Source organism: Nocardia sp. NPDC004722 (assembly GCF_053601505.1).
This window is the reverse complement of sequence record NZ_JBSGBY010000195.1, coordinates 1-13,068: the sequence shown is the minus strand read 5'-3', so window position 1 is coordinate 13,068 and position 13,068 is coordinate 1. Positions and strand designations below refer to the sequence as shown.

The window sequence follows — 13,068 nt, the reverse complement described above, 5'->3', positions numbered from 1 at the left end:
TCTCGTTCTCGTCGTGGGCCTTCACCTTCGAGGTGGTGCGGATGATCTTGCCGTAAAGCTTGTGCTTCACGCGATCTTCCAGCTCGACCACGATGGTCTTGGTCATCTTGTCGGAAACGACGTAGCCGATGCGCACCTTGCGCGAGCCACGCTCTTCCTGCTTGGCCGGCGTCTTGGCCGGGCCCTTTACGTCGCTCATGCGGCGTCTCCCTTGCCTTCAGGACCGGAGGCCAGGCCGAGCTCGCGCTCGCGCATGACCGTGTAGATGCGCGCGATCTCGTGGCGGACCACACGCAGGCGACGGTTGTTGGTCAGCTGACCGGTCGCCATCTGGAAGCGCAGGTTGAACAGCTCTTCCTTGGATTCGCGCAGCTTCGCGACGAGGGCCTCGTTGTCGAGCTCGCGGAGCTCTGCGGCCGGATTGGCGGTAGCCATCAGAACTGCTCCTCTCGGGTCACGATGCGGCACTTCATCGGGAGCTTGTGCATCGCGCGGCGCAGGGCCTCGCGAGCGATCTCCTCGGTCGGGTAGGACAGTTCGAACATCACCCGTCCCGGCTTGACGTTCGCGATCCACCACTCGGGCGAACCCTTACCGGAACCCATGCGGGTTTCGGCCGGCTTCTTGGTGATCGGACGGTCCGGGTAGATGTTGATCCAGACCTTGCCGCCACGCTTGATGTGGCGGGTCATCGCGATACGAGCGGACTCGATCTGACGGTTCGTCACGTAGGCCGGCTCCAGCGCCTGGATACCGTACTCGCCGAACGACACCGCGGTGCCGCCCTTCGACATACCCGAACGCTTGGGGTGGTGCTGCTTACGGTGCTTGACCTTGCGGGGCATCAACATAGGTCAGCCCTCCTGGTTTTCTGCCGGCGCCTCCGCGACCGCAGTCGCGGCACGGCCGGCCTCAGTGCTGGTCGCGGTGGTGCCCTGGGCACCGCTGCGACGGGGACGGCTCGGACGCTCGCGACGCGGGCGATCGTCACGATCACGGTCACGGCCGGACGGGGCCACGGCGGTGACCTCGCGCTTGCCGCCGACGATGTCGCCCTTGTAGATCCAGACCTTCACGCCGATGCGGCCGAAGGTGGTCTTCGCCTCGTACAGGCCGTAGTCGATGTCGGCGCGCAGCGTGTGCAGCGGCACGCGACCCTCACGGTAGAACTCCGAGCGCGACATTTCCGCGCCGCCGAGACGGCCGGAGCACTGCACACGGATGCCCTTGACGTTCGGCGAACGCATGGCCGACTGGATGGCCTTGCGCATCGCGCGACGGAACGCCACACGGTTGGACAGCTGCTCGGCCACACCCTGAGCAACCAGCTGCGCATCCGACTCGGGGTTCTTGACCTCGAGGATGTTCAGCTGAACCTGCTTCTTGGTGAGCTTCTCCAGCTCGGCGCGAATGCGGTCGGCCTCGGCGCCACGACGGCCGATCACGATGCCCGGACGCGCGGTGTGGATGTCCACACGCACGCGGTCACGGGTGCGCTCGATCTCGACCTTCGAGATGCCGGCCCGCTCCATGCCGGTGGCGAGGAGCTTGCGGATCGCGACGTCTTCCTTCACGTAGTCCGCGTACTGCTTGTCCGCGTACCAACGCGACTTCCAGTCGGTGGTGATACCGAGGCGGAAGCCATGGGGATTGATCTTCTGTCCCATTTACTTTGCCCCTCCCTTCCGGCGGCTACGAGTGGCAGCGCCGGCGGTGGGCACGCTCTCGACCTCGATGGTGATGTGGCTGGTGCGCTTGCGGATCCGGAACGCGCGGCCCTGGGCCCGCGGCTGGAAACGCTTCATGGTGGCGCCCTCGTCGACGTAAGCCGTCGAGATCACCAGGGTGGCCGGGTTGAGGCCGAGGTTGTTCTCGGCGTTGGCGGCCGCCGAGGCGACAACCTTCGCAACCGGCTCGCTCGCGGCCTGGGGCGCGAACTTCAGGATGTTCAGCGCGTCCTCGACACGACGGCCACGGACCATGTCCACGACGCGACGAGCCTTCATCGGCGTCACGCGGACGTGCTTGGCGGTCGCGCGCGCGGTCGGGTTCTGAGTTTCAGTGCTCATCGCCGCTTGCTCTTCCGATCTTCCTTGACGTGGCTCTTGAACGTGCGAGTCGGCGCGAATTCACCGAGCTTGTGTCCAACCATGTTCTCCGACACGAACACCGGCACGTGCTTGCGGCCATCGTGGACCGAGAACGTGTGACCGATGAAGTCCGGGATGATGGTGGAACGACGCGACCAGGTCTTGATGACCTGCTTCGTGCCCTTCTCGTTCTGAACGTCCACCTTCTTGAGGAGGTGTCCGTCGACGAACGGGCCCTTCTTCAGGCTACGTGGCATCTTTAACCTCCTCCTTAACGCTTCTTGCCGCGGCGGCGGACGATGAGCTTGTCACTGGGACGGTTGGGCTTGCGGGTGCGGCCCTCGGGCTTGCCCCACGGGGAGACCGGGTGGCGACCACCGGAGGTCTTACCCTCACCACCACCGTGCGGGTGGTCGACCGGGTTCATGACGACACCACGGACGGTCGGGCGAACGCCCTTCCACCGCATACGGCCGGCCTTGCCCCAGTTGATGTTCGACTGCTCGGCGTTGCCGACCTCGCCGATGGTGGCGCGGCAGCGCACATCGACGCGACGGATCTCACCGGAGGGCATACGCAGGACGGCGTAGGCGCCTTCCTTACCCAGCAGCTGGATCGACATGCCGGCGGCGCGAGCCAGCTTGGCGCCACCGCCCGGACGCAGCTCCACCGCGTGAATCGTGGTACCGGTCGGGATCGAGCGCAGCGGCAGGTTGTTGCCGGGCTTGATGTCCGCGCCGGGGCCGGACTCGATCTTCGTGCCCTGGGCGATGCCCTTGGGCGCGATGATGTAGCGCTTCTCGCCATCGGCGAAGTGCAGCAGCGCGATGTTGGCGGTGCGGTTCGGGTCGTACTCGATGTGAGCGACCTTGGCCGGCACGCCGTCCTTGTCCAGGCGACGGAAGTCGATCAGACGGTAGGCACGCTTGTGGCCACCACCCTTGTGACGAGTGGTGATGCGACCCTGCGCGTTACGGCCACCGGTCTTGGTGAGCGGACGCAGCAGCGACTTCTCGGGGGTCGAGCGGGTGATCTCGGCGAAATCCGAGACCGAGGCACCGCGGCGACCCGGGGTTGTCGGCTTGTACTTACGAATTGCCATGAGTTCTTCTGCCTTTCTGAAGTCCCCGCCGCTTACGCGACCGGGCCTCCGAAGATCTCGATGGGCTTGCTGTCGGCCGAGATGGTCACGAGCGCGCGCTTGGTGTCCTTGCGCTTGCCGTAGCCGAAGCGGGTCCGCTTGCGCTTGCCCTGACGGTTGGCGGTGTTGACGCTGGTGACCTTGACACCGAAAACCTTCTCAACGGCAATCTTGATCTGCGTCTTGTTCGAATCCGGGTGCACCAGGAAGGTGTAGGTGCCGTCCTCGATCAGTCCGTAGGACTTCTCGGAGATCACCGGCGCGAGCAGGATGTCGCGGGGGTCGGCGATGGTGGTCACTTGCTCTCCTCCTGTGCAGCTTCGGCGGGGCCGTGCACGAAGGCGTTGAGCGCCTCGACCGAGAACACGATTTCGTCGCTCTTGAGAACGTCGTAGGTGTTCAGCTGGTCCGGGGCGATCGGGTGCACGCCCTGCAGGTTCGCCACGCTCTTCCACGCGGTGACATCTTCACGGCCGACGACGACCAGGATGTTCTTCCGCTCCGACAGCTCGGCGAGGAAGGACTTGGCCGACTTGGTCGACGGGGTCTGACCCGCCACCAGCTCGGTGATCACGTGGATGCGCTCGTTGCGAGCCCGGTCCGACAGAGCGCCACGCAGCGCGGCGACCTTCATCTTCTTGGGCAGGCGCTGGGTGTAGTCACGCGGCTGCGGGCCGTGGACGGTGCCACCGCCGGCGAACTGCGGCGCACGGGTCGAACCCTGGCGCGCGCGGCCGGTGCCCTTCTGGCGGTACGGCTTCTTGCCACCGCCGCGGACCATGCCGCGGGTCTTGGTGGCGTGCGTGCCCTGGCGAGCCGCGGCCTGCTGGGCCACGACGACCTGGTGCATCAGCGCGATGTTCGCGGTGACGTCGAAGATCTCCGCGGGGAGCTCGACGGTGCCCTCGGTCTTGCCGCCGGCGGCCTTGACCGTGAGCGTCAGATTGGTCTTGGTCTCGGTGCTCATGCCCGGGCACCACCCTTCACTGCACTCTTGACGATCACGATGCCGCCGGTGCGGCCCGGGATCGCGCCCTTGATCAGCAGCAGGCCGTTCTCGGCGTCCACCTTGTGGACCGAGAGGTTCTGCGTGGTGACGCGGTCGTTACCCATACGGCCCGACATGCGCATGCCCTTGAAGACACGGCCCGGGGTGGAGCAACCACCGATGGAGCCCGGACGACGGTGCACAGCCTGCGCACCGTGCGAGGCACCCTGGCCACGGAAACCGTGACGCTTCATGGTGCCCGCGAAGCCCTTGCCCTTGGAGGTGCCGGTCACGTCGACGTAGCTGCCCTCTTCGAAGGCATCCGCGTTGATCTCCTGGCCGACCTCGAAGGCGGCGGCGTCGGCGACGCGCAGCTCGGCGATGTGGCGGCGAGGGGTGACACCGGCCTTGGAGAACTGGCCGGAGACCGGCTTGCTCACCTTGCGGGGGTCGATGGCGCCGTAGGCGACCTGGATGGCGGCGTAGCCGTCGCGCTCCTGGGTACGGATCTGCGTAACGACGTTCGGGCCCGCCTTGACGACGGTCACGGGAACGACGCGGTTCTTTTCGTCGAAGACCTGGGTCATGCCGAGCTTGGTGCCCAGGATGCCCGCGGCCGGACGAGTCTTGTTGTCAGTCATATTCGAAGTCCCCGTCACTGAATGTTGACGTCGACGCTGGCCGGCAGGTCGATGCGCATCAGGGCATCAACCGTCTTCGGCGTCGGGTCGAGGATGTCGATAAGCCGCTTGTGCGTACGCATCTCGAAGTGCTCGCGCGAGTCCTTGTACTTGTGCGGCGACCGGATGACGCAGTAGATGTTCTTCTCGGTGGGCAACGGCACCGGGCCGACGACGCGGGCACCGGTACGGGTCACCGTCTCGACGATCTTGCGCGCAGACGCGTCGATCGCCTCATGGTCGTAGGCCTTGAGCCTGATGCGGATCTTCTGTCCCGCCACGCTGAGTGTCCTTTTCTCCGCTTACGTTGTGGCCCAAGAGGTTTCCCTCTCGTACCACCCTCATTTGCACTGCCCGAACACACGAAGACGCATCAGCCACCACACGACCGGCCCACCTGGGGCCCGATCCATCGCCGCTGTTCATCTGTCATGGTTCATCCGGTCCACGCGGTCGGGCGTGTCGCTCCGCCGCTCATTCCTCGGCCCGGACCAAAATCCTGTAAGCCTCGGAACATTGTTCCGGACGCACCCACGCCGTACTCCAGCGGGGTGCAAAATTGGGTCTTGCTCGCCCACTACCAGCGCCGATCCAACGGAAAAGACGCAACCCGGTGTGGGCAACCCGAACAGTATGCCTCGAGCCATGGGGGCAGTTCAAATCGCCCCCTCCCCCCGCCTCGCTCGCGATGGCGCTGGTCACACCGGGTGGGCAGAGATCGGACAGACCAGACATAAAGCAATGGCCGGTGCGGGACAGGATCCACGCACCGGCCATCTCAGCTCATGATCAGTCGCGATAGTGCTGGACGTAGTACTCCCAGCCGCCGAGGTCCTCGACCAAGAGGAAGTTGCCGCCGCGATACACGGCCGGGTCGACCACGACGAGACTGACCTGCCCGCCGGGAGTGTCCGCGGCCTCGCCGACGGTCAGCGACATGGTCGGGTAGACCTGGCCGTCGCCCAACCCCATCTCCGAGAAGTACGGATCGAGCGCGATCCGGTTGTGCGCCTGGTTGATCTGGGTGATCGCGGCGGGAATCCAACTGTTGGCCAGCGCTACGGTCTCGTCGTGATTGAGATCCACGCCCGCGATGACGCCATCGCCCTGGTTGATGTACGGCGTGAAAGCAGCGGCCGATCCAGCCGACATGGTCGCGGCGGCCCCAGCCCCCGCGAGTGCGATGCCAACCGTGGCCACCGCGGTGCGAATACGCATGATTTCGAGAACTCCAGTTTCGAACTGCCGACAGACATGAGGTCGGCGCTCAGTCACACCCCCCGGCGCAACCCATCCAGCTAACAACCAACCACCCGGTTTCGCGCGCCGAATCAACCCACTTACCGATACACCGACCTATTCACCCGATGTCCGGCGTGCGCGAATCCGGCGCACGAAGCGGTAGGTGATCCAGACCAAGAGCGCGAAGGCGATACAGCCGATTCCGAAGTCCACCGGCCAGCGCAGCGAGTCGGTGATCGCGGCCTCGGGGGTCGCGCGCACGGCCAACTCCGCGCCCGCCGGATAACGCTCGCCGACGCCGTGCAACAGACCCGAGCCCTGAACACCGTCGTGGAGCTGCCAGGCGCCATTGCAGTAGAAGGTGGAATTGCCGCGATAGGAGGTGCTCCAGCAGTCGTGAACCCGCGCGGCGACACGGTCGCCGGTGAAATAGACCACCACCTTGCCGAAGTAGCCGGGGATCAGCAGGCTCAACGCGACCAGCGCGAACACGCCGACCATCCGGAACCGGGTTCGATACGGCTCGGCGATCCGCCACGGCTGCCTGCCGCGTTTCGCGTGCTTGGACACGTTCGGCACTGTGCCACCCCCACTCGGCGAGATCGGCGGCGCCACACCCGCACCGAACTTACTTTCAAGTAAGATAGCCGCCATGGGTAAAGAGACCGCTACGTATCGCGGGTGGAAGAAGCTCCCCGACAACCGGATCGGGCACACGTTGTTCTCCCTCGGAATGGTGGCCCGGGTGCCGTATTTCGGGACCGTGCTGCCGAGCGTGGTGCGGCTGGAACCGGGCCTGTGCGAGGTGACCGCCCCCAAGTGGTTCGGCATCCACAACCACCTGGGCACCTTCCACGCGATCGCGGCCTGCAACCTGGCCGAGGTGGCAATGGGCATGCTGTCGGAAGCGACCGTCCCCGACACCCACCGCTGGATCCCCAAGGCCATGAACGTCCAATACCTCGCCAAGGCCAACTCGAGCCTCCGCGCGGTGGCGAAGCTCCCCGAGGTCCCCGATTTCGCCACCATCACCGAGGGCCAGAACCTGGTGGTCCCGGTCTCCATCTTCGACAAATCCGGCCTCGAGGTAGTCCACGCCGACATCACCACCTGGGTCACGCCCAAGTAGCGACGGTCAACCTGCCCGGATCTCGGTGGGGTCCGGGCTGTTCGGTTTCATCCCCGACTCCGGGAAGCAGGGCGAACTGCCGATTATGCTCAGCGAGCCGTCACCCTTTCCGGCGTCGGACAGCTGCAGCCCGTAGCCTTCGGCTGCCTTGACCGTGTAGGACATCCGGTCGGAAGTCGTTGCCTGCCAGCCCTTCTCATTCCAGACCGCAGTGATCCGATCGAAATACTCCCGGGTGCCACCCGCGGGAACGCCGGTCACCCAGTACGCGATGCGGGCGTAGTGCGGCCCTTCGGTCTGCGTATTCCCTTCCCAGCACGGCACTGTCAGCGGATACGGTTCAAACTGGGCGAGACCGGGATCGGCGGGGGTCTTGGACAGCGCGATGCCGGGAGGCAGGCCGCGCAGCGTCTCCGTCATCAGCCCGACCACCCGGTTCTGCGCACCCGCGACAGTCAGCGACTCATCCACACGCGGCCCCGCGTGTCCGCCCGAAGCACAGCCCGCCGCAGCAACAGCGGTCAGCAATACGACGACCCGATGCCGGATCCTCAATCGCGAATCCTTTCCCGTTCGGCCCGGTCGGAGCGGTACCGACCGTGCGGTCACACGAACTGTGGAGTGACTCACCAGCCGACGCCTAGGGACCTCACAGTTACCGTAAATAGCGTTGCGGCCATGACATCTTCAACACACGCAACAGGTGGTTCCGAACCTCTTTCTGGGCGGCGTCGGCACGGCAAGCTGGTCCGTACCGTCGCCGGTGTCGCGCTGGCCCTGACCGCCACGCTGGGGTTGGCGGCTTGCGGGTCTAGTGATCATTCGAGTCAGGCTGGCAATCATGAGCAGGGGCCGGGGGATCGCAAGGGGGGTGGGAGAGGGGTTGGGGGGAAGATTGCTAGTGAGGGGTCTGGGTCTTGGGTGATCACCAAGCAGGATGGGAGTAGCGAGACTGTCGCTATTTCGGCGACTACGGAGTTCGGGTCGAAGGCTAAGAGTGAGACGGCGGCGCAGTTCGTGGTGGGGGATCAGGTGATGGTGCAGGGGCAGGAGTCCAATGGGACCATTGCCGCTACCCGCATCATTCATGCGCGGGAGCGGGGGAATGGGACGCCGGGGGCTACGCCGCCGAGTTCGGGGAGTGCGGCGCCGTCGGCTACGCCGACCAAGTGAGTTCGGAACTAGATCAGAAAGCTATTGCGGTCGGCAAGTCTGTTGTCTCGCAACGGACTTGCCGATATCACTTACCGACCGGGGTGCCGAGGAACATGGCTACGGCGATGATGCCCAGGACGATCGGGACGATGGCCAGGACGATGCGCAGGACCATCGGGGACCAGTAGGCGGGTAGCCACTGCACGACCGTCGCGATCACCGCGGACGCGGCCAGGGCCTCGGCGACGTCGAGGTGGTGGAAGGTCTCCGGGCAGGAGTCGGGGCCGTTGCAGGAGTCGGTGGCAAAGGCGCTGAGCACCATGGCTCCGAAGCAGATCATCATGATCACCACCGACAGGCAGGTGGAGATCGTGGCGGGCAGCCACCAGTAGCGGTGGCGGTCGTCGCGGGGGATGTGGCCGGGACGCATGGGTGGTGGCAGGGGTGCTCCGAATTGATTCATCGATGCCTCCTACCTGGTCCGCGGCCGGTGGACTTGCCGGAATCCTACTGGCCGGGTGCGAAGTCGGAGTCGGCCTGGCGTGGTGCGGGGCCGGCTGTTTGAATGCGAAGTATGAGTGGCCGAGAGGTCGGCAGGGCCGCCGACGTATGTGTGGTGGGGCTCGGTCCCACGGGGCGGGCGTTGGCGCATCGCGCCATGGCGGCGGGGTTGCGCGTGGTCGCGATCGATCCGCGGCCGACGCGGTTGTGGGCGCCCACCTACTCGTGCTGGGTGGACGAGCTTCCGGAGTGGTTGGGGCACAGCGCGATTGCCAGCCGGATCGACGCGCCGATGGTGTGGACGACCGCCGAGCATCGCATTCCGCGCCCTTACTGCGTGCTGTCCAAGCAGGGCCTGTTCGACGCGCTGCCGCTGGATGACGCGACGGTGATCACCGGCCGCGCCCGCATTGTCGAGGCGCATCGGGTGGAGTTGGCCGACGGCACCGAGGTGCGCGCGGCGACGGTGTTCGACACCCGCGGCCAGGCCGCCCCGGCCGCGCGCCGGACCGCCAGCGCGCACGGCATTTTCGTGGACGAGGACATCGCCGCGCCCATGGTGACCGCGGGCGAGGGCCTGCTGCTGGATTGGCGCGACGAGAACGGCGCGGGCCCGGACGAGCCGCCGTCGTTCCTGTACTCGGTGCCGCTCGGCGACGGCACGGTGATCTTCGAGGAGACGAGTCTCGGCCTGCGCGGCGGCATGCCGCAGCACGAGTTGCGCCGCCGCACGCTGAATCGGCTGGCCGCGCACGGGATTCGGCTGCGCGGCGACGAGCCGACCGAGGCCGCGCACTATCCGCTCGACGCGCGACCGCCGCAGGCCGGGCGCGGCGAGGTGATCCCGTTCGGTTCGCGCGGCGGCATGATGCACCCGATCACCGGCTACTGCGTAGCGGATTCGCTGTCGCTGGTGGATACGGCGATCGACGCGGTCCAGCGCGGCACCGACCCGGTCGAGGCGCTGTGGCCGCGGCAGGCCCGGCTGGTGCACTGGATGCGCATGCGCGGCGTGTACGGTCTGGGCCGCCTGACGACCGCCCAGTCCAAGGCCATGTTCGACGCCTTCTTCACCCGCCCGCCCCGCCAGCAGCGCGCCCTGCTGTCCGCGCACGCCGACTACACCGCGCTCGGCACCGCCCTGTTCATGACGGTCGCCACCACCTACCCGTTCCGCTGGCGCTACGACCTGGTCGGCTGGCGGAACCGGAACCGCTGGCTGGGTTGGGATTACGGGCAGCCACGCTCGGAGGCCGACCTGCTGCTACCCGAGGACACGCACTCCTGACTCACACCCAGTTCTCGATCCAGTACTTCCAGATGATCGAGGCGTAGGCGGCCAGCGGCGGGACCTTGATATCGGTGCCCGCGAGGGCGGCCGCGGTGTGGCGGGAGTCGAAGCGGCAGGCGAATTCGGTGTCCTCGATGACGTCCATGGGGATGCCGATCTGACGCAGCGCCCACCCCATCCCGGGCACCCGCAGGGTGACGTCGAGGGTCGGTTTGGGCATGACCTCGATCAGGTGCGGCGCGCCCGCCTCGTCGGCGAAGAGGTTGAACACCTCGGCCACGCTCTGCTCGCGCGGATCGACCAGGTGATAGGTGGAGGGCCCGTCGCCGGGCCGGTGCGCGATGTGGTCGAGGGCGCGGGCCACGTAATCGACCGGGACCATATTGGTTTCACCGAGTTTGGGCGCCACCACCGGCAGGATGCGCGGCAGCTGCGCGGCCATGCGCAGCAGCCGGAAGAAGTAGTAGGGCCCGTCGATGCGGTCGATCTCGCCGGTGCGGGAGTCGCCGATGACGATGGCGGGCCGGTAGATCCGCCACGGCACGCCGGTCTGTTCGCGCACATCCTGTTCGCCCCGCAGCATGGCGCGCTGGTACGGCGTGGGCAGCAGTTGGCCGACGTCGGTCATGTCCTCGGTGAACAGCCCCTCCCACGCCCCGGCGATCCGCGCGGTCGAAACGTGGTGCAGCCGTCCGGCTTCCAGCGCGGCCGCGAGCTCGGCGACTCGCCGGGTGCCGCCGCCCGCGCCGGTCGCGTCGAAGCCCCCGGCCAGGTGGAAGACGTGGTCGATCGAACCGCGCTGTGCGGCAATCCAGCTGGAGTCGATGCCGAGCCCGGGCGCGGCGAGGTCGCCGCGCACCGGGCGCACCCGATCTCTGGCGTCCCATTCGCGCAGGCAGCGGTTGAACCGCAGCACGGAGTCCTCGCCGGGACGCACCAGTACGTGGACGTCCGCGCCACGTTTCAGGAGTTCCGGTACCAGTTTTCGACCGATGAACCCGGTTGCCCCGGTAACCAGGTAAGCCATGGGGCCAACCTTAACGTGACGCGGACCACACTCCGCGCCAGGCTCTACGCGCCGGTCTCGGCCGCCCGCCGGTAGCCGCGGATCGCCGGGTAGGCGAACACCACGATCATGCCGATCACCCACGCCAGCGTCTTCCACAGCGGTGTCGCAATGGGGCCGCTGAGCGACAGTCCGCGCATGGCGTCGATGGCGGTGCTCATGGGCTGGTTCTCCACCGTCGCCTGCAGCCAGGTCGGATAGGCGAACACCGGCACGAAGCCGGAGTTGAAGAACATCAGCAGGGTGTTGAACAGGCTGACGATCGATACCAGCAGGATGCCCTCGGTGAGCGTGGCGAGCGCGGTCACCAGCACCGCGAACCCGATCGCGAACAGCACCGGAATGCTCAGCATCGCAATCGAAGCCGCGAACCCATTCCAGAACCGGAAGCCCAGCGCGACACCCACCACCAGCACGAACAGTGAGGTGACGATGACGCGGACGGCCTCGGCGAGGAGGCGTCCGGTCAGCCCGGCCGCCCGGTGGATGGGCATGGTGTGGAAGCGCCCGAGCAGACCGGTCGCCTTCTCCACCTTGAATCCGAGCGCGCTGACGGTGGACCCGGACATGGCCGCGACCAGCATGACCATCGGCGTGGTGCCGTAGATGCTGGGCGCACCGGTGGCGCGGGTGATGGAGTCGCCCAGCACGATCCGGAACATGATCAGCGTGACCGCCGGGAAGACCAGGGTCTGGATGGTGGTGGAGGGGTCGCGCATCCAGCCGATGAGCAGTCGCTTGCACTGGATCAGGCTCTGTTCCACCCAGATCGGGAACGAGCTCTCCGAGCGCGGTTTCACCACGGGCAGCGGCTGATGTCCCAGCCACGAATCGGTTTCGGTCGCCGTCATACTCATGATCGCCTCGTACTCGCCCAGACGGCCAGCGGCGTGAAGACCACGAGCCCGCCGATCAACCACACCAACGGCACCCACAGCACCTGCCAGGTCACCCCGTGCGCGGCCATGTCGCGCAGCGCGAAGGAGAACTGCGAGATGGGCTGATTGCGCACGAATGGCCGCACCCAGCGCGGGAATCCGTCCTCCGGCACGAAGCCGCAGGACATCATGCCGAAGATGAGGGTCGGCAAGGTCAGTGCCTGGCTCAGGGATTCGGGGCTCTTGGTGAGCGACCCGAGCCCGTCGGCGCCGATGGCCAGCACGGTGCCGACCGCTAGGGAGAACACGCAGAACAGCAGCGCCTGCCCGATCCCGGCGACGAACCGGAACCCGATGAGATAGCCCCAGCCGAGTGCCGCGATGAGCGAGACGACCGACCGCACCATGCCCGCGGACTGCCGCGAGACCAGCGGCACCATCGCCCCGATCGGCATGGTCTGCATGCGCGTGTTGAGTCCGGTCATGGATTCGTAGGCGGCCAGCTGCGCGTTCGACATCATGGTGAACGACATGGTCTGCAGCACGATGATCGGCATGACGAACTGCGCGTAGTTGATGCCGCTGAACGCCATCACGTATTTCAGCGGCAGGTAGAAGCCGAGGGTGAAGATCAGCGGCACGATCACCGCGACGATGAGTTCGCCCTTGGTGGCCATCACCCAGACGACGCGTCCGGTGAGGGCGCGCCACTGCGCGAAGCTGTTGGGCCGGGCGGGCGGTACCCCGGCGAAGAGGTCGGCGGCGTCGGCCGCGGCGGCGGTCACGCCTCGCCTTCCGGGTCGGTGTGCTCCTTGGTCCCGGAGTGTCCGGTGAGGGTGAGGAACACGTCGTCGAGGGAGGGGCGGCGCAGGCCGATGTCGGCGAGCCGCACGCCCGCGCTGTCGAG

21 protein-coding genes and 1 pseudogene are annotated in these 13,068 nt (G+C 66.7%); 3 read left to right on the top strand and 19 right to left on the bottom strand.

The features are described from left to right. From ACWELQ_RS20230 to ACWELQ_RS20170, 13 genes are all read right to left on the bottom strand, one after another. The coding region (locus tag ACWELQ_RS20230; protein ID WP_452398585.1) for a small ribosomal subunit protein uS17 at positions 1 to 199 on the bottom strand (199 nt) is incomplete at its 3' end. Next, complete coding sequence (gene rpmC / locus ACWELQ_RS20225) at positions 196 to 435, bottom strand: 50S ribosomal protein L29 (protein ID WP_452398584.1); 240 nt, start codon at positions 433 to 435, stop codon at positions 196 to 198. The genes rpmC and ACWELQ_RS20230, both read right to left, overlap by 4 nt. After that, positions 435 to 851 (bottom strand): 50S ribosomal protein L16, encoded by a 417-nt coding sequence (gene rplP / locus ACWELQ_RS20220; RefSeq protein WP_452398583.1) that lies wholly within the window; start codon positions 849 to 851, stop codon positions 435 to 437. Before rplP ends, rpmC begins: the two co-directional genes overlap by 1 nt. Before the next feature lie 3 nt (positions 852 to 854). Further along, positions 855 to 1,667, bottom strand: a complete 813-nt coding sequence (rpsC, locus tag ACWELQ_RS20215; RefSeq protein WP_452398582.1) for a 30S ribosomal protein S3 — start codon at positions 1,665 to 1,667, stop codon at positions 855 to 857. Then, positions 1,668 to 2,069, bottom strand: a complete 402-nt coding sequence (gene rplV / locus ACWELQ_RS20210; protein ID WP_397006294.1) for a 50S ribosomal protein L22 — start codon at positions 2,067 to 2,069, stop codon at positions 1,668 to 1,670. Beyond that, the gene (gene rpsS, locus ACWELQ_RS20205) at positions 2,066 to 2,347 is read right to left on the bottom strand and encodes a 30S ribosomal protein S19 (RefSeq protein WP_040804204.1); all 282 of its coding nucleotides are present in this window, start codon (positions 2,345 to 2,347) and stop codon (positions 2,066 to 2,068) included. The genes rplV and rpsS overlap by 4 nt, the downstream gene beginning before the upstream one ends. Positions 2,348 to 2,361: 14 nt before the next feature. Then, positions 2,362 to 3,192 carry a 50S ribosomal protein L2 gene (gene rplB, locus ACWELQ_RS20200; RefSeq protein ID WP_379353992.1) on the bottom strand — a complete coding sequence of 277 codons (831 nt, stop codon included), beginning with the start codon at positions 3,190 to 3,192 and terminating at the stop codon, positions 2,362 to 2,364. A gap of 32 nt (positions 3,193 to 3,224) precedes the next feature. After that, positions 3,225 to 3,530, bottom strand: coding sequence for a 50S ribosomal protein L23 (rplW, locus tag ACWELQ_RS20195; RefSeq protein WP_033091018.1), 306 nt, complete (start codon positions 3,528 to 3,530; stop codon positions 3,225 to 3,227). Next, entirely contained in the window at positions 3,527 to 4,198 is a 672-nt protein-coding gene (gene rplD, locus ACWELQ_RS20190; RefSeq protein ID WP_379381510.1) for a 50S ribosomal protein L4, read from the bottom strand. The genes rplW and rplD overlap by 4 nt, the downstream gene beginning before the upstream one ends. Further along, entirely contained in the window at positions 4,195 to 4,860 is a 666-nt protein-coding gene (gene rplC / locus ACWELQ_RS20185; protein ID WP_452398581.1) for a 50S ribosomal protein L3, read from the bottom strand. Before rplC ends, rplD begins: the two co-directional genes overlap by 4 nt. 14 nt (positions 4,861 to 4,874) lie before the next feature. Next, complete coding sequence (gene rpsJ / locus ACWELQ_RS20180) at positions 4,875 to 5,180, bottom strand: 30S ribosomal protein S10 (protein ID WP_040804197.1); 306 nt, start codon at positions 5,178 to 5,180, stop codon at positions 4,875 to 4,877. Positions 5,181 to 5,688: 508 nt separating this feature from the next. Next, positions 5,689 to 6,117, bottom strand: coding sequence for a hypothetical protein (locus ACWELQ_RS20175; RefSeq protein ID WP_452398580.1), 429 nt, complete (start codon positions 6,115 to 6,117; stop codon positions 5,689 to 5,691). A 138-nt stretch (positions 6,118 to 6,255) separates the two neighbouring features. Then, the gene (locus ACWELQ_RS20170) at positions 6,256 to 6,711 is read right to left on the bottom strand and encodes a hypothetical protein (RefSeq protein ID WP_452398579.1); all 456 of its coding nucleotides are present in this window, start codon (positions 6,709 to 6,711) and stop codon (positions 6,256 to 6,258) included. Positions 6,712 to 6,793: 82 nt separating this feature from the next. Between ACWELQ_RS20170 and ACWELQ_RS20165 the strand changes: the two genes are divergently transcribed. Beyond that, positions 6,794 to 7,270: a hotdog fold domain-containing protein gene (locus tag ACWELQ_RS20165; RefSeq protein WP_452398578.1), complete on the top strand. Its 477-nt coding sequence runs from the start codon at positions 6,794 to 6,796 to the stop codon at positions 7,268 to 7,270. Between the two features lie 6 nt (positions 7,271 to 7,276). Here the strand turns inward: ACWELQ_RS20165 and ACWELQ_RS20160 are convergent, their stop codons facing one another. Then, positions 7,277 to 7,825 carry a hypothetical protein gene (locus tag ACWELQ_RS20160; protein ID WP_452398577.1) on the bottom strand — a complete coding sequence of 183 codons (549 nt, stop codon included), beginning with the start codon at positions 7,823 to 7,825 and terminating at the stop codon, positions 7,277 to 7,279. Here ACWELQ_RS20160 and ACWELQ_RS20155 point away from each other — a divergent pair. After that, entirely contained in the window at positions 7,811 to 8,443 is a 633-nt protein-coding gene (locus ACWELQ_RS20155; RefSeq protein ID WP_452398576.1) for a DUF5666 domain-containing protein, read from the top strand. The two genes, ACWELQ_RS20160 and ACWELQ_RS20155, sit on opposite strands and share 15 nt — an antisense overlap. Before the next feature lie 67 nt (positions 8,444 to 8,510). Here the strand turns inward: ACWELQ_RS20155 and ACWELQ_RS20150 are convergent, their stop codons facing one another. Continuing rightward, positions 8,511 to 8,888 carry a hypothetical protein gene (locus ACWELQ_RS20150; RefSeq protein ID WP_452398575.1) on the bottom strand — a complete coding sequence of 126 codons (378 nt, stop codon included), beginning with the start codon at positions 8,886 to 8,888 and terminating at the stop codon, positions 8,511 to 8,513. Between the two features lie 111 nt (positions 8,889 to 8,999). On the opposite strand from ACWELQ_RS20150, the gene ACWELQ_RS20145 reads away from it, so the two are divergent. Next, positions 9,000 to 10,214 carry a lycopene cyclase family protein gene (locus tag ACWELQ_RS20145; protein ID WP_452398574.1) on the top strand — a complete coding sequence of 405 codons (1,215 nt, stop codon included), beginning with the start codon at positions 9,000 to 9,002 and terminating at the stop codon, positions 10,212 to 10,214. A 1-nt stretch (position 10,215) separates the two neighbouring features. Here the strand turns inward: ACWELQ_RS20145 and ACWELQ_RS20140 are convergent, their stop codons facing one another. From ACWELQ_RS20140 to ACWELQ_RS20125, 4 genes and pseudogenes are all read right to left on the bottom strand, one after another. Continuing rightward, positions 10,216 to 11,244 carry an SDR family oxidoreductase gene (locus ACWELQ_RS20140; protein ID WP_452398573.1) on the bottom strand — a complete coding sequence of 343 codons (1,029 nt, stop codon included), beginning with the start codon at positions 11,242 to 11,244 and terminating at the stop codon, positions 10,216 to 10,218. Positions 11,245 to 11,288: 44 nt separating this feature from the next. Next, positions 11,289 to 12,134, bottom strand: coding sequence for an ABC transporter permease (locus tag ACWELQ_RS20135; protein WP_452398586.1), 846 nt, complete (start codon positions 12,132 to 12,134; stop codon positions 11,289 to 11,291). A 2-nt stretch (positions 12,135 to 12,136) separates the two neighbouring features. Next, positions 12,137 to 12,946, bottom strand: a complete 810-nt coding sequence (locus ACWELQ_RS20130; protein ID WP_452398572.1) for an ABC transporter permease — start codon at positions 12,944 to 12,946, stop codon at positions 12,137 to 12,139. Continuing rightward, positions 12,943 to 13,068: pseudogene (locus ACWELQ_RS20125) on the bottom strand (daunorubicin/doxorubicin resistance ABC transporter ATP-binding protein DrrA); the annotation flags it as partial. The pseudogene ACWELQ_RS20125 and the gene ACWELQ_RS20130, both read right to left, overlap by 4 nt.